The sequence below is a fragment of the Hoeflea sp. IMCC20628 genome, assembly GCF_001011155.1.
Classification (GTDB): Bacteria; Pseudomonadota; Alphaproteobacteria; order Rhizobiales; family Rhizobiaceae; genus Hoeflea.
Genome location: NZ_CP011479.1, coordinates 463,541 through 489,534, shown reverse-complemented (window position 1 = coordinate 489,534; position 25,994 = coordinate 463,541). Strand labels below are relative to the sequence as shown.

At 59.4% G+C, this 25,994-nt stretch carries 24 protein-coding genes; 5 read left to right on the top strand and 19 right to left on the bottom strand.

Going from position 1 to position 25,994, the window contains the following annotated elements:
• Nucleotides 1-88: 88 nt before the first annotated feature.
• Both IMCC20628_RS02270 and IMCC20628_RS02265 read right to left on the bottom strand, forming a co-directional pair.
• On the bottom strand, nucleotides 89-1,645 hold the full coding sequence (locus tag IMCC20628_RS02270) for a hypothetical protein (protein WP_047028852.1): 1,557 nt from the start codon (nucleotides 1,643-1,645) through the stop codon (nucleotides 89-91).
• Nucleotides 1,646-1,699: 54 nt separating this feature from the next.
• A complete protein-coding gene (locus tag IMCC20628_RS02265) occupies nucleotides 1,700-2,998 on the bottom strand; it encodes an adenylosuccinate synthase (RefSeq protein ID WP_047028851.1) in 1,299 nt (432 codons plus the stop codon).
• Between the two features lie 234 nt (nucleotides 2,999-3,232).
• Here IMCC20628_RS02265 and IMCC20628_RS02260 point away from each other — a divergent pair, with 234 nt between their 5' ends.
• Entirely contained in the window at nucleotides 3,233-4,132 is a 900-nt protein-coding gene (locus IMCC20628_RS02260; protein ID WP_082128284.1) for a DMT family transporter, read from the top strand.
• A 24-nt stretch (nucleotides 4,133-4,156) separates the two neighbouring features.
• Here the strand turns inward: IMCC20628_RS02260 and IMCC20628_RS02255 are convergent, their stop codons facing one another.
• Nucleotides 4,157-5,068, bottom strand: coding sequence for a LysR family transcriptional regulator (locus IMCC20628_RS02255; protein ID WP_047032187.1), 912 nt, complete (start codon nucleotides 5,066-5,068; stop codon nucleotides 4,157-4,159).
• A gap of 101 nt (nucleotides 5,069-5,169) precedes the next feature.
• On the opposite strand from IMCC20628_RS02255, the gene IMCC20628_RS02250 reads away from it, so the two are divergent.
• Nucleotides 5,170-5,667, top strand: coding sequence for a lactoylglutathione lyase family protein (locus tag IMCC20628_RS02250; RefSeq protein WP_047028850.1), 498 nt, complete (start codon nucleotides 5,170-5,172; stop codon nucleotides 5,665-5,667).
• 76 nt (nucleotides 5,668-5,743) lie between these two features.
• Here the strand turns inward: IMCC20628_RS02250 and serA are convergent, their stop codons facing one another.
• From serA to ybgC, 16 genes are all read right to left on the bottom strand, one after another.
• Nucleotides 5,744-7,339, bottom strand: coding sequence for a phosphoglycerate dehydrogenase (gene serA / locus IMCC20628_RS02245; RefSeq protein ID WP_047032186.1), 1,596 nt, complete (start codon nucleotides 7,337-7,339; stop codon nucleotides 5,744-5,746).
• A gap of 85 nt (nucleotides 7,340-7,424) precedes the next feature.
• Nucleotides 7,425-8,600 carry a phosphoserine transaminase gene (locus tag IMCC20628_RS02240; protein WP_047028849.1) on the bottom strand — a complete coding sequence of 392 codons (1,176 nt, stop codon included), beginning with the start codon at nucleotides 8,598-8,600 and terminating at the stop codon, nucleotides 7,425-7,427.
• Between the two features lie 160 nt (nucleotides 8,601-8,760).
• The gene (locus IMCC20628_RS02235) at nucleotides 8,761-9,606 is read right to left on the bottom strand and encodes an outer membrane beta-barrel protein (RefSeq protein WP_047028848.1); all 846 of its coding nucleotides are present in this window, start codon (nucleotides 9,604-9,606) and stop codon (nucleotides 8,761-8,763) included.
• Nucleotides 9,607-9,844: 238 nt separating this feature from the next.
• A complete protein-coding gene (locus tag IMCC20628_RS02230) occupies nucleotides 9,845-10,705 on the bottom strand; it encodes an outer membrane protein (protein WP_047028847.1) in 861 nt (286 codons plus the stop codon).
• 87 nt (nucleotides 10,706-10,792) lie between these two features.
• Nucleotides 10,793-10,996, bottom strand: a complete 204-nt coding sequence (locus IMCC20628_RS02225) for a hypothetical protein (RefSeq protein ID WP_047028846.1) — start codon at nucleotides 10,994-10,996, stop codon at nucleotides 10,793-10,795.
• 12 nt (nucleotides 10,997-11,008) lie between these two features.
• On the bottom strand, nucleotides 11,009-12,361 hold the full coding sequence (gene glmM, locus IMCC20628_RS02220; RefSeq protein ID WP_047028845.1) for a phosphoglucosamine mutase: 1,353 nt from the start codon (nucleotides 12,359-12,361) through the stop codon (nucleotides 11,009-11,011).
• 172 nt (nucleotides 12,362-12,533) lie between these two features.
• The gene (gene ftsH / locus IMCC20628_RS02215; protein WP_047028844.1) at nucleotides 12,534-14,471 is read right to left on the bottom strand and encodes an ATP-dependent zinc metalloprotease FtsH; all 1,938 of its coding nucleotides are present in this window, start codon (nucleotides 14,469-14,471) and stop codon (nucleotides 12,534-12,536) included.
• A gap of 112 nt (nucleotides 14,472-14,583) precedes the next feature.
• On the bottom strand, nucleotides 14,584-15,864 hold the full coding sequence (gene tilS / locus IMCC20628_RS02210; RefSeq protein ID WP_197078378.1) for a tRNA lysidine(34) synthetase TilS: 1,281 nt from the start codon (nucleotides 15,862-15,864) through the stop codon (nucleotides 14,584-14,586).
• Nucleotides 15,865-15,958: 94 nt separating this feature from the next.
• Nucleotides 15,959-16,867, bottom strand: coding sequence for a tol-pal system protein YbgF (ybgF, locus tag IMCC20628_RS02205; protein ID WP_047028843.1), 909 nt, complete (start codon nucleotides 16,865-16,867; stop codon nucleotides 15,959-15,961).
• A 159-nt stretch (nucleotides 16,868-17,026) separates the two neighbouring features.
• The gene (gene pal / locus IMCC20628_RS02200) at nucleotides 17,027-17,533 is read right to left on the bottom strand and encodes a peptidoglycan-associated lipoprotein Pal (protein WP_047028842.1); all 507 of its coding nucleotides are present in this window, start codon (nucleotides 17,531-17,533) and stop codon (nucleotides 17,027-17,029) included.
• Between the two features lie 165 nt (nucleotides 17,534-17,698).
• Nucleotides 17,699-19,006, bottom strand: a complete 1,308-nt coding sequence (tolB, locus tag IMCC20628_RS02195) for a Tol-Pal system beta propeller repeat protein TolB (RefSeq protein ID WP_047032184.1) — start codon at nucleotides 19,004-19,006, stop codon at nucleotides 17,699-17,701.
• Nucleotides 19,007-19,059: 53 nt separating this feature from the next.
• Nucleotides 19,060-20,178 (bottom strand): hypothetical protein, encoded by a 1,119-nt coding sequence (locus tag IMCC20628_RS02190; RefSeq protein WP_047028841.1) that lies wholly within the window; start codon nucleotides 20,176-20,178, stop codon nucleotides 19,060-19,062.
• A 10-nt stretch (nucleotides 20,179-20,188) separates the two neighbouring features.
• Entirely contained in the window at nucleotides 20,189-20,641 is a 453-nt protein-coding gene (tolR, locus tag IMCC20628_RS02185; RefSeq protein ID WP_047028840.1) for a protein TolR, read from the bottom strand.
• A 9-nt stretch (nucleotides 20,642-20,650) separates the two neighbouring features.
• Nucleotides 20,651-21,367 (bottom strand): protein TolQ, encoded by a 717-nt coding sequence (tolQ, locus tag IMCC20628_RS02180; RefSeq protein ID WP_047028839.1) that lies wholly within the window; start codon nucleotides 21,365-21,367, stop codon nucleotides 20,651-20,653.
• A 244-nt stretch (nucleotides 21,368-21,611) separates the two neighbouring features.
• Entirely contained in the window at nucleotides 21,612-22,367 is a 756-nt protein-coding gene (gene map / locus IMCC20628_RS02175) for a type I methionyl aminopeptidase (RefSeq protein ID WP_047028838.1), read from the bottom strand.
• Nucleotides 22,368-22,390: 23 nt separating this feature from the next.
• Nucleotides 22,391-22,843 carry a tol-pal system-associated acyl-CoA thioesterase gene (gene ybgC / locus IMCC20628_RS02170; RefSeq protein WP_197078450.1) on the bottom strand — a complete coding sequence of 151 codons (453 nt, stop codon included), beginning with the start codon at nucleotides 22,841-22,843 and terminating at the stop codon, nucleotides 22,391-22,393.
• 123 nt (nucleotides 22,844-22,966) lie between these two features.
• Between ybgC and IMCC20628_RS02165 the strand changes: the two genes are divergently transcribed.
• Genes IMCC20628_RS02165 through IMCC20628_RS02155 form a run of 3 tightly spaced genes read left to right on the top strand, consistent with a single transcriptional unit; the run spans nucleotide 22,967 to nucleotide 25,952 of the window.
• A complete protein-coding gene (locus IMCC20628_RS02165) occupies nucleotides 22,967-24,187 on the top strand; it encodes an NAD-dependent epimerase/dehydratase family protein (protein WP_047028837.1) in 1,221 nt (406 codons plus the stop codon).
• Complete coding sequence (locus tag IMCC20628_RS02160) at nucleotides 24,184-25,053, top strand: glycosyltransferase (protein ID WP_047028836.1); 870 nt, start codon at nucleotides 24,184-24,186, stop codon at nucleotides 25,051-25,053. Before IMCC20628_RS02165 ends, IMCC20628_RS02160 begins: the two co-directional genes overlap by 4 nt.
• Nucleotides 25,050-25,952, top strand: a complete 903-nt coding sequence (locus IMCC20628_RS02155) for an NAD(P)-dependent oxidoreductase (RefSeq protein WP_047028835.1) — start codon at nucleotides 25,050-25,052, stop codon at nucleotides 25,950-25,952. The genes IMCC20628_RS02160 and IMCC20628_RS02155 overlap by 4 nt, the downstream gene beginning before the upstream one ends.
• The last annotated feature ends 42 nt before the right edge of the window (nucleotides 25,953-25,994 follow it).

Here is a 25,994-nt window from a genome sequence, read left to right as displayed (position 1 = left end):
TGGCAATCACAGAATTCGGGTTTTCACCCGCTATCACGTCGTGACATCTCCCCCGCGAGAGGGGAGATGTCAGCGCAGTTGTTCACCCTCAGTTCTGAGGCGCAGCCTTGGCCCAGGCGTCGAGCGCCTGATTGAAGACTTCGGTGCCGCTGGCGCCCTTTTCCAGCGTGATCAGGGCTTGCCGGCCATTGGCGTAAACCACCGGAATGTCGATCCAGTTGCGCTGGCGCAACAGCTCGGTGTTGGTCTTGCGGGCCTCGTCGAGATCGTTGAGCGCCACCATGTAGAAATCCTGGGTTATCTTGGCAGGCACCGCGATCAGCGGACTGCCCTGATCGGCTTCGGTCTGCTTCAGGGCGATGCGCTGCAACTGATCGATAGATCCACCGGCGAAATCGGTTGGCACGGCAAAGACGATTTCCACGATATGGCTGGCCGGCAGGGACGGGTCGGTATTGCGCTTGAAGGTGATCAGCGCCGACAGTCCGGTGTCGGGATTGTTGATCTCGCCACGAATCACCTGTTCATCCGGACCATCGCCGGAGGCCTCGCTGACCAGGGTCCAGACGACGGTACCGTTCTTGACCTCGAGCGACTGTTGCCCGAGCCGCTCTTCATAAAGGATCATCTTCTGAGCGACGCCCAGCGGCTGGGCATTCGGCGCCGTGGCGTCTGCCGGGTCGGTCGGAGTCTCGGCAGTGTTTGCCTCGGCCACGGTTTCATCAACCGGGCCAGCATCGGTCAGTTCGGCGACTGAGCGGCCCTCGCTTGTGTCATCCACATCAGGGCCTGGCGCCGGACCGGCATCGGTTTCGGTTCCATCAGCGCCGAGCCGTTGGGTAAACTTTGAGGCAACACCATCGGTGTCTCCTGCAGCAGGCTCTGCCGGCGTGACGGGTTCTGCCGGTGCAGGCTCAGGCGTCACCGCAGCTGCGTCTTCCGCAGGTTGAACCTCCTCGGTGACGACCGGCTGGTCGATTGTCGAGGACCACAGCATTGCGGTGATCTCGTCCTTGTAGCTCCAGCCGGCGTAAGCGGCGGCGCCCAGCACCAGAACAAGTGCCAAAGCCACCAGGCGGCCCTTGCCGCCGGATGAACCGCGTTTGGGCGAGGTTTTGTTCTGGCGATGCGGCGCGCTATCAAGTCCGAAGGCCTCATCATGAGCCGAGCCAACCAGATCAGACGGGCGCGACGTAGCCTTGGGCTGAGCCACAACAGGCTCATCAGGCTCGCCAAGCTCGTCAGGTTCGCTCGGCGCCATCTGTGCAGCCACCGGCGCAACCGGTGCCGGCGGCGTCGGTGCTGCTACTGGCGCGGGGGCCTTTGCTGGCGAGGGCGGAGGCGCGACCGGTTCAGCAATCACCGGGCTTTTTTCCACCATCGATTCGAGTTCCGCCATCAAGGCGTCGGCCTCATCGTCCTCGGCTGGAAGCGCTTCGGCGTGTTCGATCTCGACTTCGTCAACTGCGAGATTGAGCTTGTCGAGCTGACGGGCGATCACCTCGTCGGAAGGCTGAGGATTCATAGCCTCAAGTTGCCGCCTTATGGCAGCCCGCGCCTTGTCATAAACCTTGATCCGGTTTTCCGGAGTGTTATCGGGCAGATTGTCGACTGCCTTCCGGATGACTGCTACAAAATCGGCCATGATTTACCCTGGTTTGATCCCGCCAAGCGCCAAAAAGGCGTATGCTGCGCTAACTTAGTCTTCAAACGGGTCTGTCACAAGTATCGTGTCATCACGCTCGGGACTTGTGGACAACAGCGCCACCGGTGCGCCGATGAGTTCTTCGATCCGCCGGACATATTTGATCGCCTGAGCCGGCAGGTCGGCCCAGCTCCTGGCACCCACAGTGGTGCCCTCCCATCCGGAAATTGTTTCATAGATCGGCGTGACGCGAGCCTGGGCGCCCTGGCTGGCAGGCAGGTGATCGATGCGCTCGCCATCGATGTCGTAACCGACGCAGATCTTGAGTTCGGCAAGGCCGTCAAGCACATCGAGCTTGGTCAGTGCAATCCCGGTGATGCCGTTGACGGCGACCGCCTGACGGACCAGCGCCGCGTCAAACCAGCCACAGCGCCGCTTGCGGCCAGTGACCGTTCCGAATTCATGGCCGCGCTCGCCAAGAAACTGACCGGTCTCGTCATTGAGTTCGGTTGGAAACGGACCCTCGCCGACACGTGTCGTGTAGGCTTTGGTGATTCCCAGCACATAGCTCAGCGAGCCAGGCCCGAGACCTGACCCGGCTGCTGCCTGACCGGATACCGTGTTCGAAGAGGTGACGAACGGATAGGTGCCGTGATCGACATCCAGCAGCGTGCCCTGGGCACCTTCGAACAGGATACGCGCGCCTTGACGGCGTTTCTTGTCGAGCAGCAACCAGACCGTCTCGCGGAACGGCAGAATGCGCTCTGCAACGGAAGTGAGTTCTTCCAGAATTGTCTCGACCGAGAATTCCGGCTGGCCAAGGCCACGTCGGAGCGCATTGTGGTGCGTCAACAGCCGGTCAACCTTGGCCGGAAGTGTGTCGAGATTGGCAAGGTCCATGACGCGAATCGCCCGGCGGCCAACCTTGTCTTCATAGGCAGGGCCGATGCCGCGACGCGTGGTGCCGATCTTGGTGCCCGAATTCGAGGCAGCATCTTCGCGCAGCGCGTCGAGTTCGCGGTGCAACGACAGAATCAGCGTCGCATTGTCGGCGATCCGCAGATTGTCCGCATTGACGACAACACCTTGTGTCGCCAACCGGTCGATTTCACTGAGCAGCGCATGCGGGTCAATAACGACGCCATTGCCGATAACAGCCAGTTTTCCCGGCCGTACAACACCCGAAGGCAACAGCGAGAGCTTGTAACTGACACCGTCGATGACCAGGGTATGGCCGGCATTGTGGCCTCCCTGGAACCGGACAACCACGTCGGCCCGCTCTGAAAGCCAGTCGACAATCTTGCCTTTACCCTCGTCGCCCCATTGCGACCCGACAACAACTACGTTGGCCATGACATCCCCTTGGCGTGCGGACTCTTCTCAAGAGGCCCGGAAAACAAAACCCGCGCATGCATACAGACTTGCCCGAGCAAAATCGACCCTCAGACGCGGCGATCAGATGTTTTTACGTGACAATTTAACATGTTCTGGCCAAACAGGTTGCATGACGTTCACAACCGGCCCGGTGCAACCGCGAATTCAGACCCCCTTTGCCCGGGCTTGATCCAAAAATCCCGGAATTCCGCCTTGCCCATTCGCGCCTATCTGTTCCTGACAATCACCGCAATGTCGTGGGGCGGCAATGCAGTGGCAGGCAAACTTGCCGTCGGGCATATCTCTCCGATGCTGCTGACGTCGGCGCGATGGGGATTGGCCGTTCTGATTCTGCTGACGTTTGCCTTGCCGCAGGTCCGCCGCGACATCAAGGTCATCCGCGCCAATTTGCCATTGCTCGTGACCTACGGCGTGTTCGGCTTCGCCTGCTTCAACCTGCTGCTTTATTCGGCGGTGGAATACACCACGGCCATCAATGTCGCCATCGAGCAGGCGGGGATGCCGATGGTGATTTTTCTCGCCAACTTCATTCTGTTTCGCATCAAGGTGACCCCGGCGCAGATCATCGGCTTCCTGCTGACGCTGGCCGGCATCACCATCACCGCGTCAGGCGGCAGCCTCGAGCGTCTGATCGGGCTGGAGCTCAATCGCGGCGATGCGCTGATGCTGCTGGCAGTGCTGTTTTACGGCGGCTACACCGTGGCGCTGCGCTACAAGCCGGTGCTGCACTGGCAGAGCATGATTGCGGTGATGGCCGCCTCTGCCTTTGTCGTGTCATTGCCTTTTGCTGCCTATGAAGTGGCCAGCGAGACAGTCATCTGGCCAGACATGCTCGGATGGCTTGTCATTGCCTTCACGGCAGTCTTCCCTTCGCTGGTGTCCCAGGTCCTGTTCATCAAGGGCAATGAAATCATCGGCTCCAACCGGGCCGGGATTTTCATCAATCTGGTGCCGATCTTCGGAACCTTGCTGTCGGTGATGATCCTCGGCGAGACCTTGCACCTCTACCATGTGATCGCGCTGGTTCTGGTGTTCACCGGCATCGGGCTGGCTGAGCGACGCAAGAGCCATGTTGCGCTTCGATCAGGCTGAAACCCCAGACCTGACCATGACCGGTCACGACCGGTCCGCAGACGACAAGCACAGCCGCTCGGCAACGTGCCTTATGATCTCGGAAACCGGTGGAATCCGTGCCGGCAACTGGCGTCCCCGACCGGATATCAGCCATAGCTCGTGACTGCGGCCTTGCGGCAAATTGACGATCTGCAGCCTGTCTCGCTGCGGATAGGCGTCAAAACCGCTGCGCGGCAACAGCGTGTAGCCGATCCCATGGGCGACCGGCGCCGGGATCTGGCTGATCTGGTTGACAAAGCCACGGACGCGCAACCGGTCGGCGCCGCGGAACTCATCGGGAAAATTCAGCGCGAACAGATCGTCGGCATAGGCAAACCCGTCCGGGTGGGCGATGAAGCCACGTGCGTCGAGGTCGGCGAGGCTGATGTCGCCCAACACCTCGCCGGCTGGAAGCAGCAGGCACAGCTCCTCCACGCCCAGACGGGTGGCCTCGAGCCGCGGGTGATCGGGCTTGTGGCCGACGATGCCCAGATCATAGCGACGATCCAGAACGCCACTGACAATGCCATCGCGCGGCGTGGCTTCCAGCCGCACGGTGAGACCGGGCGCTGAATGCATCAATGGCAGCAGGCTGGGATAGAGCAGCATGGCAAAACTTCCCGAACAGCCGATGCTGACCTCGCCGATGTCGGGCGCATCATGCGCCACAGATTGGAACAGCCCTTGCTCCTCGCGCCGTCGGGATTGCCCGATCGCCAGCACGGCTTCTCCGGCAGGGGTCAGGCTGAACCCCTTTCCCTGACGTGAAATCAGCGGGTGTCCGACCTGGTCCTCGAGCTTGCGCAAATGCTGCGAGACGCCCGGCTGCGTCATGCCGAGCAGCTCCGCAGTGCGGGTGAAATGCGCGGTTTCACAGAGGGTGGTGAAGGTTTCGAGCCAACGGGAGTTCAACATAATCATTCCATTTTGTTATGATTATTCTTATAAATGATAATTTCATATTCTCAAAGTACAGGACTATATCTGCCTCATCGCATCACACGAAGGAGCGCACCATGTTGCCGACCCCGAGAAGTTTTTCCCATATCGGTTTGTCCGTCCCCGACCTCGACGGCGCCGTCAAATTCTACTCCGAGATCCTCGGATTCTACACCATCATGCAACCCACCGAGATTGCCGAGGATGACAGTGAAATCGGCCGGATGTGCACCGATGTCTTCGGCCCCGGCTGGAAAAAGCTGCGCATCGCCCATATGGCCACAGCCGACCGGATCGGCATCGAGCTGTTCGAATTCGATGGCAACCACGCCCCGTCCGACAATATGGATTTCCGCCAGCACGGCACATTCCACTTCGCCATACAGGATCCGAACCTGGAATCGCTTCTGGAAAAGATCGTCGCCGCAGGCGGCAAGCAGCGCATGCCGGTGCGGGAATATTTCCCGAACGACAAGCCCTATCGCATGGTCTATGTCGAAGACCCGTTCGGCATCGTCTTCGAGCTCTACAGCCACAGCTACGAGCTCACCTATTCCTCCGGCGCCTACGCCTGAAAATAATCTGCTAAGTCAATAAAAAAGCCCCCGGCTGCAGCGCATCCGGGGGCTTCACATTTAAACCGCAGGCAGATCAATCGACGTTGAAGACCAGTGGCTTGGCCTGCTTGATGGCGGCGTGGGCGGTCAGCTTGTCGAGCACATCCTGGCCGACTGTCCCGTCGACATAGAGCAGCGCGATAGCCTCGCCGCTTTCCTTGTCGCGGCCGAGCTGGAAGTTGGCGATGTTGACGCCTGCATCACCCAGCGTGGTGCCGACGAAGCCGATCATGCCGGGGACATCGGTATTGGCGAGATAGATCATGTGGGCGCCGACATCGGCATCCAGATTGATGCCCTTGATCTGGATGAAGCGCGGCTTGCCATCCGAGAACACCGTACCGGCAATGGATCGGGTCTGCCGTTCGGTGGTGATCGTCAGCTTGATATAGCCGTCATAGACGCCGGTCTTGTCGCGCTTGACTTCCGACAGCACGATACCCTTTTCCTTCACCATGATCGGCGCCGACACCATGTTGACGTCCGAGACCTGGTTGCGGATCAGGCCGGCCAGCAATGCGCTGGTCAGCGCCTTGGTGTTCATGCCGGCGGTGACGCCATCGTAAAGGATCTCGATTTCCTTGATCGGGCTTTCGGTGACCTGTCCGGCAAACGAGCCGAGCACATCGGCGAGCCGGATGAAGGGTTTGAGGATCGGCGCTTCTTCCGCCGTGATCGACGGCATGTTGATGGCGTTGGAGACAGCACCTCGGACCAGATAATCCGACATCTGCTCGGCAACCTGAAGTGCGACATTTTCCTGGGCTTCGGTGGTCGAGGCGCCAAGATGCGGCGTGCAGACGACGTTTGGCAGGCCAAACAGCGGGCTTTCGGTGGCGGGTTCAACTTCAAACACATCGAAACCAGCACCGGCGACATGACCGGACTTGATGGCTTCGGCAAGCGCTGCCTCGTCGACAAGACCGCCACGGGCGCAGTTGATGATGCGAACGCCCTTCTTGGTCTTGGCCAGTGCTTCGGCATTGAGGATGCCGCGGGTCTTGTCGGTCATCGGCACGTGCAGGGTGATGAAATCGGCGCGGGCCAGCAGTTCGTCGAGCTCGACCTTGGTGACGCCCATTTCCTCGGCGCGTTCCTTGGACAGGAACGGGTCATAGGCCACGACATGCATCTTCAGGCCGATGGCGCGCGAGCAGACGATGGAACCGATATTGCCGGCGCCGATGACGCCGAGCGTCTTGCCGGTGATTTCGACACCCATGAATTTCGACTTTTCCCACTTGCCGGCCTGGGTCGAGGCGTCGGCGGCGGGAAGCTGGCGGGCAACGGCGAACATCAGCGCGATGGCGTGCTCTGCGGTGGTGATCGAGTTGCCGAAGGGCGTGTTCATGACGATGATGCCGCGGCGCGATGCGGCCTGAATGTCGACATTGTCGACGCCGATACCTGCGCGGCCGATGACCTTGAGATTGGTCGCAGCGGCAATCAGCTTTTCGGTCGCCTTGGTGGCCGAGCGGATCGCCAGGCCGTCATACTGCCCGATGATTTCGAGCAGTTTGTCCTTGTCCTTGCCGAGCGCCGGCATGAAGTCGACGTCGACGCCGCGGTCGCGGAAAATCTGGACGGCGGTTTCCGAGAGTGCATCGGATACGAGTACGCGAGGTGCCATGATGGCCTCCATTGCTAAGATCAAATTACGTGAATTGAGCAGTCGGACCGCGCAGGATCATACCGGCGCGGTCACCAAAGCTGGATCAGGCTGCCTGCCTGAGCGCGGCTTTTTCCTGGGCGAAGGCCCAGGACAGCCATGGCGTCAAAGCCTCGAGATCGGATGTCTCGACCGTTGCGCCACACCAGATCCGAAGACCGGCAGGCGCATCGCGGTAAGCGCCGATATCGAGCGCCACGCCTTCCTTGTCGAGACGGCCGACCATGGCCTTGGCGAAAGCCGCCTGGGCGTCGGGTGCAAGCGCGGCAATCTCGGGGTCGGCAATAACCAGACAGACCGAAGTGTTGGACCGGGTCTCGTCGAGCTTCGCCAGATTGGCGATCCAGTCATTGTCGGCCACGAAACGATGCAGAACATCGGCATTGGCGTCGGCGCGGGCCATCAGCCCCTTGAGGCCACCGACACGTTCGGACCATGTCAGCGCATCGATATAGTCCTCGACGCAGAGCATCGACGGCGTGTTGATGGTCTCGCCAACAAAGATGCCCTCGATCAGATTGCCGCCCTTGGTCATCCGGAAGATCTTCGGCAGCGGCCAGGCCGGAACGTAGCTTTCGAGCCGCTCGACGGCGCGGGGACTCAGAATCAGCATGCCGTGGCCGCCCTCGCCGCCGAGAACCTTCTGCCAGGAGAAGGTGGTGACATCGAGCTTGGCGAAGTCGAGGTCCTGGGCAAAGGCTGCCGAGGTGGCGTCGCAAATGGTAAGGCCCTGCCGGTCAGCCGGAATGAAATCGGCGTTCGGAACGCGGACGCCTGAGGTGGTGCCGTTCCAGGTGAAGACCACGTCACGGTCAAAATCGATTGTCGTGAGATCGGGAAGCTCGCCATAGGGCGCGGTGATCTTGCGGACATCGTCAAGCTTGAGCTGCTTGACCACATCGGTGACCCAGCCTTCGCCAAAGCTTTCCCAGGCGACCATGTCTGTGCCGCGGGCGCCGAGCATCGACCACAGGGCCATTTCGACCGCGCCGGTATCGGACGCCGGAACAATGCCGATGCGATAGTCATCGGGCACGCCGAGAACGCTGCGGGTCAGGTCGATGGCTTGCTTGAGTTTGGATTTGCCGATTTTGGCCCGGTGCGAGCGGCCAAGTGCCGCATCGATGAGCGCTTCAGGCGTCCAACCGGGACGCTTGGCGCAGGGACCAGAAGAAAAACGGGGGTTTTCCGGACGCAGGTCCGGCTTCGTCAGAGTCGTCATTGTGGCTATCCTTCCAGATAGTGGCCCCTCGTTGGGGAGGGGTGGCCCACTGGCGAGATTAGACCTCGGCAAAGTTGAAGTCAAGCGGCGCGATACAGCGCAGCATAAAAAAGAGGGCGGTCATGCCGCCCTCCCCATTCAGATCCGGATTGGCAAATGCCTAGAAAAGTGAGTAGCGCAGGCCGACGCGGACTTCATGCTTGGAAAAGCCATTGTCGTAAGACTGAATGCCGGTTGCACCTGCCGCCGCTGTGGCAGTGTCATAGCTGAACTGACCGCCCGATTTGATCTTGGAATATTTGTAGCCGAGATCCAGCTTGAGATCCTTGGACAGATCGTAGGATACGCCGGTCATCAAGGCATAGGTAAAGCGCCAGCTTTCCTGGCCGGAGTGGGTGCTGTCGATTGCCGCACCAGCACCACAGACATTGCCGACGACCGAGACGCAGCTCTGATCGTTGCTCAGCGGGTTCCAGGTGACACGGGTCACACCGGCGCCGGCACCGACATAGGGTGTAAATCCGGCAAACGTTCCGAGATCGACATAGGCATTGGCCATGAAGCCATATTGGTCGAAGTTCTGCGAATCAGCGCTGGCGCATTGGCCAGTCGCCAGACCGGTGCACGCCCCTACCGAACTGGTGGTTCCCGCAAAACTGCCTCTTGTGTATTCGAAAGTGAGGTCGCCCCTGAGGTAGTCGGTGAAATTGTAACCGGCGCCCAGCGATCCTGACCAGTCGCTGTCGAGCGAAGAACTGTCGAAAGCATTGTTGAAATAGGCAGCAGGTGGCCCGGCCGTGAAGGTCGAGTAATTGGTGGCCGCACCACGGCTTCTCACCGAGTATCCGAGATCTCCGCGAAGATACCAGCCCGTGCCGACTTCGACCGGCTGGGTCATCGCCAATTCGGGAGCATATATGATGTCGTCAAGATCGGCCGCCTGGACCGGCGCCGCCAACGCAGTCAAAACCGCGATGCTGGACGTGAGAGCTATTCGCATGAACATGGCCGATTTCCCTTCAATAGATCCGGTTTCGCTCAGTGCGCTCCGAATGCCTGTGAAGGGCACTATGGCCAAGACTGGTTAAGTCCCGGTTAAGCATGCTTGTTAACTCTGTTGTCTGCGCTTTTTTTTAACAAAAGATCTGCCGTCATCCGCAAAGTAGAGCACCGTTCCAAAACGAAACCGCCCGGCAAGCTGGCCGGGCGGTCTGAAACGACAAATTGTAGCTGGCAGATGGAGCCTACTTGTAGACAGCCGGCATGATGGGTGCAGGTTCGATGTAAACTTCTTCCTGGGCACAACCACCGAGACTATAGCGAAGACCACCACGAACTTCGTGCGAGGCAAGGCTCTTGTTGTAACCCTGGTAGCCGTTGCTGGTCAGGCTCTTGAACATTGCACCACCAGTAATATGGCGGTAGCGGTAGCCGACATCGGCCTTCAGGTTGCAGCTCAGATCAACCGAGGCACCAGCCATCAAGGCATAGGTGAAGCGCCATCCCTTTGCGCCGCCATGAATATCGGTGGCAGCACAACCAGTGCCATCATCGGCGCAGGCAGTGTTGGCGAGGTCGCCCCATTTCACCTTGGTGCCACCAAGTCCGGCACCGCCGTAAAGCGTAAAGCGTCCCTGCTTGTAGATATCTACATAGGCATTAGCGAGCAGGCTCAGGCCCGAAACCGAAGAAAGATCTGTCGAGGTGCAGGGGCCCGCGCAGACACCGGCCAAGGCGCCGCCACCTGTGGTCGAACCTCTGAAATCTGCCTTGCTGAAATAATCCAGCGTCACATCGGTACGCAGTTTCTGATTTATCTGGTAACCGACACCACCGCCAATGCTGTAGGACGAGCGCAGCGTAGCCGTGGTAAACGGCGCCCATGTACCCAGGCCGCCTTGCAGGAAATTGACGCCACTGCTCCTGTTCCAAGCATAGCCTGCGTCGCCGCGCAGATACCAGCCGCTAGCTGCCGCAACGGGCTGCGAAACCGGCGCTTCGTAGATCGGCGCATCAATAACCTGTGCAGGATAGATGTCAGCAGCAGAAGCCGACCCCACACCGGCAAGCACCATGGCCGTACCGGCCAGGAAGATCTTTCTCATGGTAGACTCCATTGTCGAGACATGCGGTGCCGCCGGTTCTGGAGACAACGCGCTTATTGGTTCGTCTTCAACAATGCAGTAGAAAGGTTAAAACCCGCTTAACCACGTCTCTTTACCAAGAATCCTTGAAAGACCGGCAAGCAAACCGACGATCGTCGGGAAAAACATCTCGAGGCTACGGTATTTTACAGACCTCTGAAATGACAAAGTGGCCGAAAAATTCGGCCACTTTTTGCGTTCTGGATCTTTGTAAGCTCCCTGCAGACCAAAGCCGCAGACATTGGCCGACATGAGCCGTCGCCGTCAGGCCGCGTTGCGGACACCTGATATCACGTTGATCAACTGGTCGACGACGGTCTCGATCTGGCCACGGTCATCTCCCTCGGCCATCACCCGGATCAATGGCTCGGTGCCTGAGGGGCGAATCACCAGCCGGGCAGAACTGCCCAGCGACGCCTCGGCCTCGCTGATGGCTGCCTTGACAAAGCTGTCATTGAGCGGATTGCCGCCCGAGTGCCGCACATTCTTGAGCACCTGAGGCACAGGCTCGAACCTGCGGCAAACTTCCGACACCGGCCGTCCCATCCGCTGCACGCAGGCCATCACCTGCAACGCCGCGACCAGGCCGTCACCGGTGGTGGCAAAATCAGAAAGCACGATATGCCCGGATTGCTCGCCGCCAACATTGAACCCGTGCTTGCGCATATGCTCAACCACGTAGCGGTCGCCAACCTTGGTCCGTGCCAGCGAAAGGCCGATGTCCCCTAGGAATCGCTCCAGGCCCAGATTGGACATCACTGTCGCAACGATGCCATCGCCCCGCAGCATACCGTCCGCCGCCCAGGACTCCGCAATCAAGGCCATCAGCTGGTCACCGTCAATCACAGCGCCGGTTTCATCGACGATGAGCACCCGGTCAGCGTCGCCATCAAGGGCGATGCCGATGTCTGCTCTGACTTCGTGAACCTTGCGCGCCAGAGCGACAGGATGGGTCGAACCACAATTGAGGTTGATGTTCGTGCCATTCGGCTCCTCGCCGATCGCAATCACATCTGCGCCCAGTTCCCACAGCGCAGCAGGCGCCACCTTGTAGCCTGCGCCATTGGCGCAATCGATGACGACGCGCATGCCCGACAGGGTGATGTCCTTGGGCAGGGTCCGCTTGGCAAACTCGATGTAGCGGTCGTGAACGCCATCAATGCGTTTTGCCCGTCCGATCGCTTCCGGACGCGCCAGTTGCAAATGAATGTCCTCATCCATCAAATTCTCGATCTGGCGCTCCAGATCGTCTGACAGTTTGAAGCCATCGGGCCCGAACAGCTTGATGCCATTGTCCTGGTACGGATTGTGCGAGGCGGAAATCATCACGCCGATATCGGCGCGCAAGGACCGGGTCAGCATCGCCACCGCCGGTGTCGGGATCGGGCCAAGCAGAAACACATCGACGCCCGCAGCCGTGAAGCCGGCCACAAGCGCGTTCTCGATCATGTAGCCCGACAGCCTTGTGTCCTTGCCGATCACCACCCGGTGCCGGTGGTCGCCACGTCGAAACAGGTTTCCAACTGCAATACCAACGCGCATCGCCAGATCCGGCGTCATCGGTGCCTTGTTGGCCTGACCACGAATCCCGTCCGTGCCGAAATATCGTCTGCTCATAGTGCCCCCGTTACGTCCCGCTTTATAGGATTAGCATTTAACTGTAATTCATCAGAAGCGCGTCCGAATACAATCAGATTTTGTTACAAACCATTTCATTATACACAAAACAGCCGCCAAATCGGCGGCTGTTTTCATATTTTCTCATCCTATGGTTGATGAGATTTGCGTTTTACTGGGGCTGCGGTTCCAGGCCCGAATCAGGCTCGTCGCCCTTCTTTCCAGCCCCGCCTTTTTTGGTGCCGGCGGTCGGAACGGCAGTACCACGGCTCGGAGGCGTATCATCATCGGTGTCGCGTGCAGGCTTTTCGCCACGGATCAGCGCCTTGATTTCTTCACCTGTCAGCGTTTCATATTCAAGCAGGCCTTCGGCGATGGCGATGAATCCCTTCTTCTTCTTGGTCAGGATTTCACGCGCTTCGTGATAGGCCTGATCAATCAGACGGCGAACTTCGCTGTCGATGGTCTGGGCCGTCGATTCAGAAACATTCTTCTGCTGCGCCACGGAGTGCCCGAGGAACACTTCCTGCTGGTTCTCGCCGTAAGCCACCAGTCCGAGCTTGTCGGAGAAGCCCCATTCGGTGACCATCGCACGGGCCAGCTTGGTAGCCTGCACGATATCCGAGGAAGCGCCGGAGGTGATGTTCTCCTTGCCGAAGGTCAATTCCTCGGCAACACGGCCACCCATCATGATTGCCAACCGGGACACCATCCACTTGTAGCTCATCGAATAGCGGTCGCCTTCAGGCAGTTGCATGACCATGCCGAGCGCACGACCGCGCGGAATGATGGTCGCCTTGTGGACCGGATCGGCCACGGCGACATTCATGGCGACGATGGCATGACCGGCTTCGTGATAGGCGGTCAGCTTCTTTTCTTCCTGGGTCATGGCGGTCGAGCGGCGCTCGGCTCCCATCATCACCTTGTCCTTGGCATCTTCGAACTCGGCCATGGTGACAATGCGCTTGTTGCGCCGTGCCGCCAGAAGCGCGCCTTCGTTGATCAGGTTCATCAGGTCGGCACCGGAGAAGCCCGGGGTACCGCGTGCCAGAACCTTGAGATCGACATTCGGCGCCATCGGCACGTTGCGGACATGCACCTTGAGGATCTTTTCGCGGCCATTGACGTCGGGAAGCGGCACAACAACCTGACGGTCGAAGCGGCCCGGACGCATCAGCGCCGGATCAAGCACGTCAGGACGGTTGGTCGCCGCAATCAGGATGACGCCTTCATTGGCCTCAAAGCCGTCCATTTCGACGAGCAACTGGTTGAGCGTCTGTTCGCGCTCGTCATTGCCGCCGCCGAGACCGGCGCCGCGATGACGGCCGACCGCATCAATTTCATCGATGAAGATGATGCAGGGTGAATTTTTCTTGGCCTGCTCGAACATGTCGCGCACACGGCTGGCACCAACGCCGACGAACATTTCAACAAAGTCCGAACCGGAAATTGTGAAGAAAGGCACATTGGCTTCGCCTGCCACCGCACGGGCGGTCAGGGTCTTGCCGGTACCGGGAGGGCCCACGAGCAGAACGCCGCGCGGGATCTTGCCGCCCAGGCGCTGGAATTTCTGCGGATCGCGCAGGAACTCGACAATTTCTTCCAGATCCTGCTTGGCTTCGTCAACTCCAGCGACATCAGCGAATGTGACCCGGCCATGCGCCTCGGTCAAAAGCTTGGCCTTGGACTTGCCAAAGCCCATCGCGCCGCGCGAGCCACCCTGCATCTGCCGCATGAAGAAAATCCACACGCCGAGGATCAGCAGGATCGGCAGCCAGGAAATCAGATATCCGACCAGCGTGTTGGAGCTGTCGACTTCCGGCTTGGCAACCACAGTGACGTTCTTGTCGCTCAACCGCTGCACAAGCGACGGATCGCCTGGAGAATAGGTCTGAAACCCGGTGGCGGAATCGGTGTAATTGCCCGAAATCCGCTCGCCGATGATCGTGACGTCCCGCACACGACCGGTATCTATGTCCTTGAGGAACTGGGAATAGGCGATATCACGCCCGGTTGTCCGTTCGCTCGGGCTTTGAAACATATTGAACAAAGCGATCAACAGGAGCGCGATGATTGCCCACAGGGCAAAATTACGGAAGTTGGGGTTCATGCTCTTCCTCGGGGATCATGGTCAGCGGCCACCGGCGGCCAACCGAATTTCGAATACTCTTCTACAACATAGGAGCCCGACAGGTCATTGCCAAGGCTGCAGCATGGCTTTGTCATAGCACATTGACGCCAATCGCGGTCATTTTGACCTTGAGGTTAACCCAGGGACACTCCGGCAACAGGTCCGTATCGACCAAACCGGTCAGCGCTTGCGCCAAAGGCAACTCATGAATCGGCAGGACGCGCGAACTGCGACCGATCAACCGGCGGCATGAAAATCCGCCAAACAACTCTTCGTGCATGTCCTTGAACAACGGCTCTACAGCCAAATCACGCCTGAACAATGGCGTGATTCCCTCTGGTCCACCGCCAACCACATGCAAATGGGCCCTCTGGTCGAGATTTCGGATATGATACCGCCCGTCCCAGACACCAGCCGACCCGGGAGCCAGAACCAGTTCCTCAATTCCCCGGCTTTCCCGTCGGATCAGCAATTCCCTGCCGTGGCGACGTATCAGGCAGCGTCCAAGGGTAATCGTCTGGCCATTTGTGTCAAAGTCACCGATGCAGGCGCTGGCAATGTCTGCAAGCGTCGCTTTGCCGCGCCGGTCGAGTGCCCTTCCGGCCCCTCCGCACAGATCGATCAGTGCTTCGATCACGGCCACCACCACATCCGCGTCTTCACCGGGGCTGCACTTCATCCGGATCGTGTCGCCCGTTTCCAGACTGCAATTGCCATCGATGATCGCGGCAGCCCTCCGGGCAAGCAGCGACCGGGCGACGACGATATCCTCGCTCCCAAGACCTCGCCGGTCCGCAGGCTGGTCTTTCAGTCTGGCGCGAACCCGAACCCGCTCGAAGCGCTCATCGATATTGGAGGGGTCCTCGATCCAGTCCACGTTTGCCTGGCGAAGAAAGTCGCGGATTTCAGCGCGATTGACGCCAAGCAATGGGCGCAAAACCCACATATGTCCGTCAAACAGCGTGGCATGCGGAATTCCGGCAAGGCCGGGCGCCACGTCCGACTGGCTGCGGGCGCGCCGCATCTCCAGCGTCTCGTCCTGATCGCCGCTTGTATGAGCCGTCAGAACCGCCGCAAGCCCAAGCCGCGCCGCGGCCGATCCGAGCAAGTTGTAGCGCGCCGTTCGTGCCGCCGCCTGCAGGCCCGCCACCGGCGGCTTGTCATCCCAAAAAAGCGTTTCATGGCACACGCCAAGCCTGCGGCAATGAGATTTAACCTGGCGCGCTTCATCGGCTGACCCGGTTCGCAAACCGTGATCCACCGTCAGCGCAACCAGTTTGACCGGGGCAAGGAGAGCGGCAAGCCCGTAGAGCATGCCCAGCGAATCCGATCCGCCAGACACCGCCACGCCAAGCGGACGGCTATCGGACAAGCGGGCGAGGAAATCAGAAAGACAATGTTGAAAATTGTGGGGAAGTGGGGCCGGACGGACTGACGAAGGCAGCGTCATCGGGCTCGATCCGGGATCAGCAGCTCGCCAGTATCTGTTCTTCACTGACCTTGGCGCGGACTGCGGCAGAGGCGCCGGGATAGCGGATCAGCACTTCGCGCAGGGTTGCGCAGGCCGTGTCACGATTGTCGAGTTTGGCCAGCGACATGCCGAGTTTCAACAGCGCATCGGCGCCCTTGTCGGCGCGGGGATACTGCTTGTGCGCATCCAGGAATGTCTTGGCCGATTCCTGGTAATTGCCCTGAGAGTATTGCGCTTCGCCAAGCCAGAACATTGCGTCAGCGGTACGCGCGCCTTCGGGATGGTTGGCAATGTAATCACGGAACACCTGCTCAGCCAGAGCATAATCTCCGGCAAGCATGTGGTTATAGCCAGCCTGATAAAGATCATCGGATGACGTCAGCGAGGCTGTCTCGGAACTGCCATTGGGCTCTATGATACCGCCGATCAGATCACCCTTGTCATCGAACTTGATCGATCCGAGATCGACCGCAGGCGCGCCAGTGCCCTGATTGGTCTGGTCGTTCTGGCCGGTCGACGCCGTGGTCGACTCCTCGATGCCGGGTTGCGTCATTGCCGGTCCCGCATCACCACGCTGACTTCCGCCCTTCTCGAGTTCCTGAAAGCGGAATTCATTGTCCTGCTGCATCTGCCGCATCTGCTCCTGCATCTGCAGCATCTGGAATCCGAGCTCTTCGATCCGCCCGTTCAGCGCCCGAATCTGCTCTTCAAGCTGACCGATGCGGAACACCGGATCGCCGGCCTGTGCCAGAATGAGCGGAGCCTGTTCGGGAAGGGTAGAGCTGATCCCGGCTGGTGGAATCGGCGCGCTTCGTTCAAATCCGGAAAACAGCGGTGCCGCATTGACCGGAAACGCGAGAACGCCGAGCGCCATCGCGGTTAGCAATTTTGAAATGATTTTCATCTGCCTGACCTCATTACACGGGCAATCGCCCGGAGATATGGAATACCGCATGGCGGCTCATCAAATCAACGCACAAACCGGCCAAACTATGGTCAAGGTCCAATCAAACGCAAAGAGGGCGGTCCGAAAACCGCCCTCTCGCTTGAAACCGATCAGGTTTTAGCTGCCAGCGCCGCCAAGTGCCGTGACCGCACGGCGGTTCTGCGACCAGCAGGATATGTCGTCGCAAACCGCGACCGGACGCTCCTTGCCGTAGGAGATGGTGCGTACGCGGTTTGCCGCTATGCCGCGATTGGCAAGATACTGCCGTGTGGCCGAGGCGCGGCGCGCGCCAAGTGCGAGGTTGTACTCGCGAGTGCCGCGTTCATCGGCATGGCCTTCAACAGTGATCTGATAGTTCGGATACTGGTTGAGCCACTGTGCCTGCCGGTCAAGTGTCGCCGCTGCATCGGCACGGACCACAGAAGAATCTGTGTCGAAGAAAATCCGGTCGCCGACATTGACGGTAAAGTCCTGCTGGGACCCCGGCGTCGCATTGCCGGCAAGGCCCAGATCAGCTGCGTTGTTGGGCAGGTTGTTCTTTTTCGAGGCGCAGCCGGTCAGTACGAGCGCTGTGAAAAGCGCCAGCATTGCCGGGTTGCGGGCAAGAGTTTGCATGCGGCCCATAGCCGGTCTCCTTGAATGTTCTGGTTGACCATTAGTAACCGGTTGCGGTTAACCGGCGCTGAAGGAACAAGGTTAAGTTTGTGTAATTCTGGGTCCTTAAAGCCGCATTTGACCGCACAATACGGCGCAAACACGGCGAAAATCAGCCCTTTCGAGGGTCTTGTGCTATTCCAGAAGCGGCGACCACGCCGGGTCCGATGCGTAGGTGGGGGTCGTGACCAGTTGCTCATTGTACCCGGTCAGGTCGATCGAATAGATCTGCGGGCCGCCAGAGCCGGCTGGTTGACGGAAGAACATCAGCACCCGTCCATTGGGCGCCCAGGTGGGGCCTTCATTGTGAAAGCCGGTCGTCAGGATCCGCTCGCCCGAACCATCGGTTTTCATCACGCCAATGGAAAATTTGCCGCCCGATTGCTTGGTGAAGGCGATCAGATCGCCGCGTGGCGACCAGACCGGAGTTGAATAGGACCCGTCGCCGAACGACACACGGCGCTGGTTCGAGCCGTCGGCCCCCATGGCGTAGAGCTGCTGTCGGCCGCCCCGGTCGCTTTCAAAGACGATCTGAGTGCCGTCGGGTGAATAGGATGGTGAAGTGTCGATCGCTGCTGTGCTGGTCAACCGCGTCGTCGCCCGCGAGCGCAGATCCATGGTGTAGATATTGGCATTGCCTTCCTGCTGAAGGCTCATGATCACCTTCTGGCCATCCGGCGAGAATCGTGGAGAAAAGGTCATGCCGGGAAAGTTTCCGACCAGTTCGCGCTGACCGGTTTCAAGCTGCAGAAGATAAACCCGCGGCTGACCGCCTTCGAACGACATGTAGGTGATTTCCTGGCGGCTGGGCGAAAACCGCGGGGTGAGCACGATGTCATTGGCGTTGGTCAGCATACGCAGATTTGCGCCATCCTGATCCATGATCGCCAGTTGCTTCTTGCGGTCGGTCTTCGGTCCGCTTTCGGACACGAACACGACACGGCTGTCGAAATAGCCCTTTTCGCCTGTCAGCCGCTCATAAATCGCGTCGGCAATGATATGGGCCACCCGGCGCCAGTTCTCGGGGCGGGTGAAAAACTGTTCGCCGGAAAGCTGCTGATTGGCAAAAGTGTCCCATAGTCGGAATTCGGCCCGCAACCGGCCATCGGCCTCGCGCACCAGACGACCGGTGACCAGCGCCTGGGCATTGATCACTTTCCAGTCTTCAAACCGGGGAGCCTGATCAGGATTGGAGATCTTTTCAATGAACGCGGCCTTGGCGATCGGAGCGAACAGGCCCGAGCGCTTGAGATCCGCCGCCACCACTTCGGAAATCTGAGCGCCAAGACCATCGGCGGAGATGAAATCGGTAATGGCGATCGGCAACGGCTCGACATTGGCGCGGTTGATATCGATCTCCACCACGGCGCGCGCCGGGCTCGCCGCAAACACGGCAAGTGCAGCGGCCATCACCAATGGCAGGACAAGAATTCGGTTGATCATTTTCATAATGCAGCCTTTCAGCGCCATTTCTATCACAGTCATGTACCCCTGCCCTAAAACATCTGGCTGGGGTCGAAATTCACGATCACTTCCGACCATGAATCGAATTTCTCTTTCGGCAACTGGAAGGGCTGTGCCTGGAGCACCGCACGCCGGGCGCTGCCTGACAGTGTCCCACGGGTCGCAGCCGATCCGCCAGTTGCCGTCACATCCGGTTGGCCGACGATATTGCCGGACAGGTCGAGCCTCATCTTGACGATCACCCGAACATCACCGCCATCGGCCATGCCGGGAATGATGCTCCAGTATTTCTGGATCTGGCCACGCAGCGCATCCATTTCGCTCTGGCTCAGCGTGTTCCCGCGCGTGGTCTGAGTTCCACCAAGAGCTGCCGTTTCGGTCGACCGCTTGGCGCCGCCACCCGCAGCATCCTGCTTGTTGAGAAGTGCTGCAACCGCATCGGCATTGAAGTCGCTCTGCTTAGATGAAGCAGATTCCGACGCCGCGGGCTTGGCCGCAGCCTTTGGTGTTTCTGGCCGAGGTGGCTCCGGCCGTGCCTGTGGCACCGGTCCGGCGCTCGGCAAAGCCGCAAATTCCGGTTCCGCAGGGGGCGCCTCGGTGATCGCTTCGGCCACAGGATCCGGCGCGGATTCTGCCGGCAAGGCAGCGACTTCCACCGGTGCTGGCTTGGGCTCGGCAGGTTTTTCCGCTGCTGGCGCAGGCTCGGCCGGCTTTTCAGGAACAGGCTTGGGCGCTGGTTTTTCAGCAGGCTTGGGCTCGGTCACCTTGACAGGTTCCGGTGTCGGGACTTTTGGCTCCGGTTCAGGTTGGGGTGCCGGTTTTTCTGCCGGCTTGGGCGGCGCTTCCGAGACCACTTCCTTTGGGCTCGGCTTGGCGGCCTTGACCGGCTTCAAATCGACTGCGTTCTCGCCAACATTTTCAGCGTCCGGCACTGGATCAGGCCGGGCGGTGGGAATCGGTGCGGCCTTTTCAGCGAGCGGTGCGGTCTTTTCGCCTTGCTGGATCTGGGTGATCTCCTCGATCGGCACGATGCTGACAGGGAACGACTCAACATTCTCCACCTCAAGCGTCTTCGGCGCGGTGAAGGATGACAATGCGAATCCCAGCACCACAATGTGCAATAATGTTGATGTCGCCATACTTCCCTTCATCAGCGCGCCGTCAACCGTCCTGTTCCTGAAGCGTCACCAGGCCAAGATTGGTAAATCCGGCCGCGGAAATGCGCGCCATCACTTTCATGACGGTGCCGTAATCCGCATTGGTGTCGCCTCGGACATAGATCCGTTCCTTGTAGCCAGTGGTGGCAATCGCCTCGAGTTTGGCCACCACTTCCTCGATCGGGATTTCGGTCTCCTGCAGATAGATCTGGCCGTCCGAATTCACCGAAACCGTGATCGGTTGGGTGTCTGAATTCAGCGCCTTGGCCGCCGTTTCCGGCAGATCGATGGGAACGCCAACAGTCAGCAAGGGCGCTGCAACCATGAAAATGATCAACAGCACCAGCATCACGTCGACAAACGGCGTGACGTTGATTTCGCTCAACAGTTGCTTGCGGCCGCCCCGGCGTCCACGGCGCGAACCGCCGCCGCTACGACCCTGTGCTGACATGCCCATCCCGGCCCCCTATTCCGCAGCCTGACGGGCGTTTTGACGCTCGTCGATCTGGCGCGAGAGGATGCCGGAGAATTCATCGGTAAAACCTTCCATGCGGGCTGAAAGCTTGCCGGCATCGGAAGAGAACTTGTTGTAGGCGATAACCGCCGGAATGGCAGCAAGCAGGCCAATGGCCGTTGCCAGCAACGCTTCGGCGATACCGGGGGCGACCACGGCGAGGTTGGTGGATTTCGATCCGGCAATCGCCTGAAACGAGGTCATGATGCCGACTACTGTGCCGAAAAGACCGATGAAGGGTGCAGCCGAGCCGATTGTGGCCAGCGATCCGAGCTTGGATTCCAGCGCATCGGCTTCGCGTGCAAGCGTCACATCCATGGCCTTGTCGATGCGCATCTGCAGACCGATCGGCGATTTGGCGCCACGCTCGAAGGATTTCTTCCATTCGCGCATCGCCGAGACGAAAATGGCGCTCATGCCGGCGGACTTGCGATCCGACAGCGTCCGGTACAGCTCTTCCAGCGACTGACCCGACCAGAATACCTGCTCGAACTGGTCGAGCTGGCGGCGGAATTTGCCGAACGAGATCCATTTGTCAGCGACGATGGCCCAGGTCCAGACAGATGCGCCGATCAGGCCGAGCATCACAAATTTGACCACAAACCCCGCCTGCATGAAGAGCGACCAAAGCGTCACTTCGCTGGTTGCCGCAAGTCCAACTTGTTCCATTCAAATAACCCTCAAATCCAAACGCCCGGTTTTATTACCGGGCGGCCAAGACGTCACTTTTGCCGGGAGTCCAGAAGTGAGCGACCGTCGCCTATTCACTTCCAAGTTCTTCTCGCGGCCAATTTTGGTCAAAGGATGGCGCACACAATCCGCGCAATCCGCACGGTTCAAGCAATAAATTGTTATGGTTAAGGTTCGGTTAGGATTCAGCGCCGCAACGCGACTGCAATAACCGTCAGTTGGGTTAATCCGGAAACGTCAGAATGATCGGACCATTGCGGCTGGAAACCACCGTGTGCTCGAACTGCACGGTCAGAGCGTTGGGACATGAGTAGAGGGTCCAGCTTCCACCATCATCATCGTCTTCAGCAAACGTCGCCCCGAAAGACAGGAACGGTTCGATGGTGAAGACCTGCCCCTCTTCCATCAACCGCTTATCGTGACGGTTTGGCCAGGTCGCGATTTCTTCGGGGTACTCGTGCAATGACTGACCGACACCGTGGCTGGCCAGGTTGCGAATGAGCGTATAGCCGTTCTTCTTGGCAAAACTGCCGACAGCATCGCCGATCGACGCATAACGCGCGCCGCTCTTGACCTGATTGATTCCTGCCGACATCGCCCGTTTTCCATCACGCAGCAAACGGGAGGTCTTCTGCGCCACCGGGGCGACACCAAATGATGCTCCGGTGTCACCGAAATAACCATCCTTGAGCGCCGACACATCGATGTTGACCAGATCGCCGGGCGCAATCACCCGGTCACCGGGAACGCCATGCGCAACTTCCTTATTGACCGAGATGCAGGTTGCTCCGGGGAATTCATAGCAGAACTCCGGCGCCGACTGGGCCCCATGAGCATCCAGATGCTGCCTTCCGATCAGATCAAGCTCACGGGTCGTCATGCCCGGCTCCATGGCTTTTGCCATGACCTGTATCGTGTTGGCGCAAATTTTCCCGATGTGTCGCAGCTTCTCAAGCTCGTCTTCTGATGAGATCACCAAGTGATCATCCTTTCCTTGAATTATCAGTTATCCGCGCCGCCGCCAAACCGCGCGAGCAGCGCGTCAGGCAACCTTCGCGCCCTGCCAAAACCATTGACCACGGCGACGGTTACCGCCGCTATTGCCAGCACATCGTCTCCGCGAAGAATGGTCTGGTCCAGCATCATCCGGGCGCCGCGAATTTCACCCGGCCTGGTGATGATGGTCAGAACATCATCCATCCGCGCCGGAGATTTGAAATCGATTTCCATCCGCCGGACGACAAAGGCCACCGAATCGACCAGGTCAGTCTGGGTATGCAATGTACCTTGTGAAACGCCGAGCAGGCGAATGTAGTCGGTCCGCCCCCTTTCAAAGAAATGCAGATAGCGCGCATGATAGACAAAACCGGAAAAATCCGTGTCCTCGTAATACACCCGTTGGACCAGGTGATGCCCGCCATCTTGCAAGTGTCCCGAAAGCGATGCGTTCATGATAACCACCTGTTTGGATATTTGACTCATTTGTCCACAGCCCGATGAGGGAATTGAGACAATCGTGTTTCTGTCATAAAAGCGATCTATCAGGAATAAAACCATGCAGGCACAGGAGAATCATCGATGAAGATTGCAATCATGGGCGGCGACGGCTTTGTTGGGTGGCCCACGGCGCTGCATCTCTCAAATGCCGGGCATGAGATTCACATCGTCGACAATCTGTCGCGGCGCTGGATCGACACCGAACTCGGGGTCCAGTCGCTGACACCGATGGATTCGATTCAGGAACGCACACGGATCTGGCATGCGGAAACCGGCAGGAAGATCCACTTTCATCTCATTGATCTGGCCCGCGACTACGATGTGCTGAAGCACTGGCTGGCCGAAGCGCGGCCTGATGCGATCGTGCATTTCGCCGAACAGCGCGCCGCGCCCTACTCGATGAAAAGCGATCGTCACAAGAACTACACCGTCAACAACAACGTCAACGCCACCCACAATCTGCTCAACGCCATGGTCGAACTCGGACTCGACGCGCATCTGGTACATCTGGGCACGATGGGCGTTTACGGCTATTCCACCGTGGGTGCTGCGATCCCCGAGGGCTATCTGCCGGTCGGCATCGAGACCATGGATGGCGAGACGGTGCAGCAGGACATTTTGTATCCGGCCAATCCCGGCTCGATCTACCACATGACCAAATGCCTCGATCAGCTGATTTTCCAGTTCTATGCCAAGAACGACGCCCTGCGCATCACCGATCTGCATCAGGGCATTGTCTGGGGCACCCACACCGACCAGACCCGGCGGCACGAGCAACTGGTCAACCGGTTTGATTATGACGGCGACTATGGGACCGTTCTCAACCGTTTTCTGATCCAGGCCGCGATCGGCTATCCGCTGACGGTGCATGGCACCGGCGGGCAGACCCGCGCCTTTATTCATATTCAGGATTCCGTGCGCTGCATCGAGATTGCGCTCAACAATCCACCCGAACGCGGCTCCAAGGTGGAGATTTTCAACCAGATGACCGAAACCCACCGGGTCCGCGATCTGGCCGAGATGATCTCCTCGATGACCGGCGCCGAGATCGCCTGGCTGCCAAATCCGCGCAAGGAAGCAGCGGAAAACGACCTTGTCGTTCACAATGAGAAATTCCTCGAACTGGGACTTGAACCAACCACCCTGAAGGAAGGGCTGCTGGGAGAAGTCGTCGATGTTGCCAGAAAATTCGCTTATCGGGTCGACCGGACCCGGGTTCCGGCAGTGTCGGCCTGGACCAAGGACATCGCGACGTCGATCAACCGCGACCCCGAAGGCAAAAAGCTCAAATCCGTCTCATGAACAGCGATGCCTCGACGACGAAGGGCGTGAGCGACCGCGATGCGGCTTCGCCTCACGCCTTTGTCACGCTGGTCACCAATGCGGATTACGCCATGGGGGCGACAGCGCTTGCACGGTCGATTGGGTTGACCGGAAGCAGCGCCGACATCGTCGTGCTCCACACTGGCGCGGTAAGCGATGCCGAATTGGCGCCGCTCAAAGAGCTTGGCTGCCGGTTGATCGAGGTTGATCACCTGCCATTGTCCGACGGCTTCAACCAGCGCCATGCCCGCGGCAACCTGCATGCGGCAGCACCCTTCGCCAAAGGCCGCAAACCCGCCTTTCACTCGCCGCTCGACAATTTCTGCAAGCTCCGGCTTTGGCAACTGACCGAGTACCGGACCTGTATCTTCATCGATGCCGATGCACTGGTGCTGCGCAATATCGACAAGCTGTTTGGCTATCCGGAGTTCTCGGCCGCGCCCAATGTCTATGAGAGCTTGAGCGATTTTCACCGGCTCAATTCCGGCGTTTTCGTCGCCCGCCCGTCAGAAGTGACCTTCGCAGCGATGCTGGAAAAACTCGATCAGCCGGAGATTTTCTGGCGGCGCACCGATCAGACTTTCCTGGAGACGTTTTTCCCCGACTGGCATGGTCTGCCGGTCTATATGAACATGCTGCAATATGTCTGGTTCAACCTGCCGGAGCTGTGGGACTGGAAACAAATCGGCGTGCTGCATTATCAATATGAAAAGCCGTGGGAAACCGGACATCCGAGATCGGCGGAGCTCAAGCCGTTGATTGACCTCTGGCATGCGTTTTATGAGGGCAAGACGATCCCCGACATTGCATCGCTTGCAGGTCCATCCGTGGTCGCGAACGCATGAAAGCGCTCGTCTCCGGCGGAACCGGGCTGGTCGGCCGTTTCATTGTCGAGGAACTTCTCGACCAAGGCTATGAAGTCACCGTCGGCGGCAGGACCCAGCCGGCGGAAAGGCTTTTTTCAAGACCGGTCGGCTTTGTGCCGCTGGTGCTTGATCCGGACCGCGATCAGGCCGTAGCCTTCGAAGGGGCCGATCATTTTGTCCACGCTGCGTTTGACCATCTGCCCGGCAAATATCGCGGTGGAGAGGGCAGCGACCCGGATGGCTTTCGCGCCCGCAATCTGGATGGGACGATGCGGCTGTTTCAGACCGCACGACAGGCGGGCGTCAAACGCTGCGTGTTTTTATCAAGCCGCGCCGTCTATGGCCCCCAGCGTGACGGCACCCTGCTGAACGAAGCGACTGTGCCGCGGCCCGACACGCTCTATGGCGCGGTAAAGTTGGCCGCCGAACAGGCGCTGGCGGCAATGGCAGGGCCGGATTTCATTGCCACCAGCCTCAGGGTCACCGGCGTCTATGGCACCGCCCGGCCCGGCCAGTCGCACAAATGGCAGGCACTGTTTGCCGATTATCTGGCCGGCCGCCCGGTGGAGCCACGGCTGGCGACCGAAGTGCATGGCCGCGATGTCGCCCAAGCGGTGCAGATGATGCTGGAATTGCAAGCCGACAAGATCAACGGTCTCGCCTTCAACGTGTCGGACCTGCTGCTTGACCGCCATGATTTGCTCAGGCTGTTGCAGGCTGCCGCAGGCTCCGCCCATCAACTGCCGGCGCCGGTTGCCGGTGATGCGCCGTGGCAGATGGACACTGCGCGGCTGCGCAAGCTGGGATGGACACCGGGCGGCAAGGAACTGCTGGCAACAACCGTCCGGTCACTGCATGCCTCACCGGTCATCGACTAAAACCAGAAACCTCCCCCGCTTGCCGCAGGGGAGGTTCTTTTC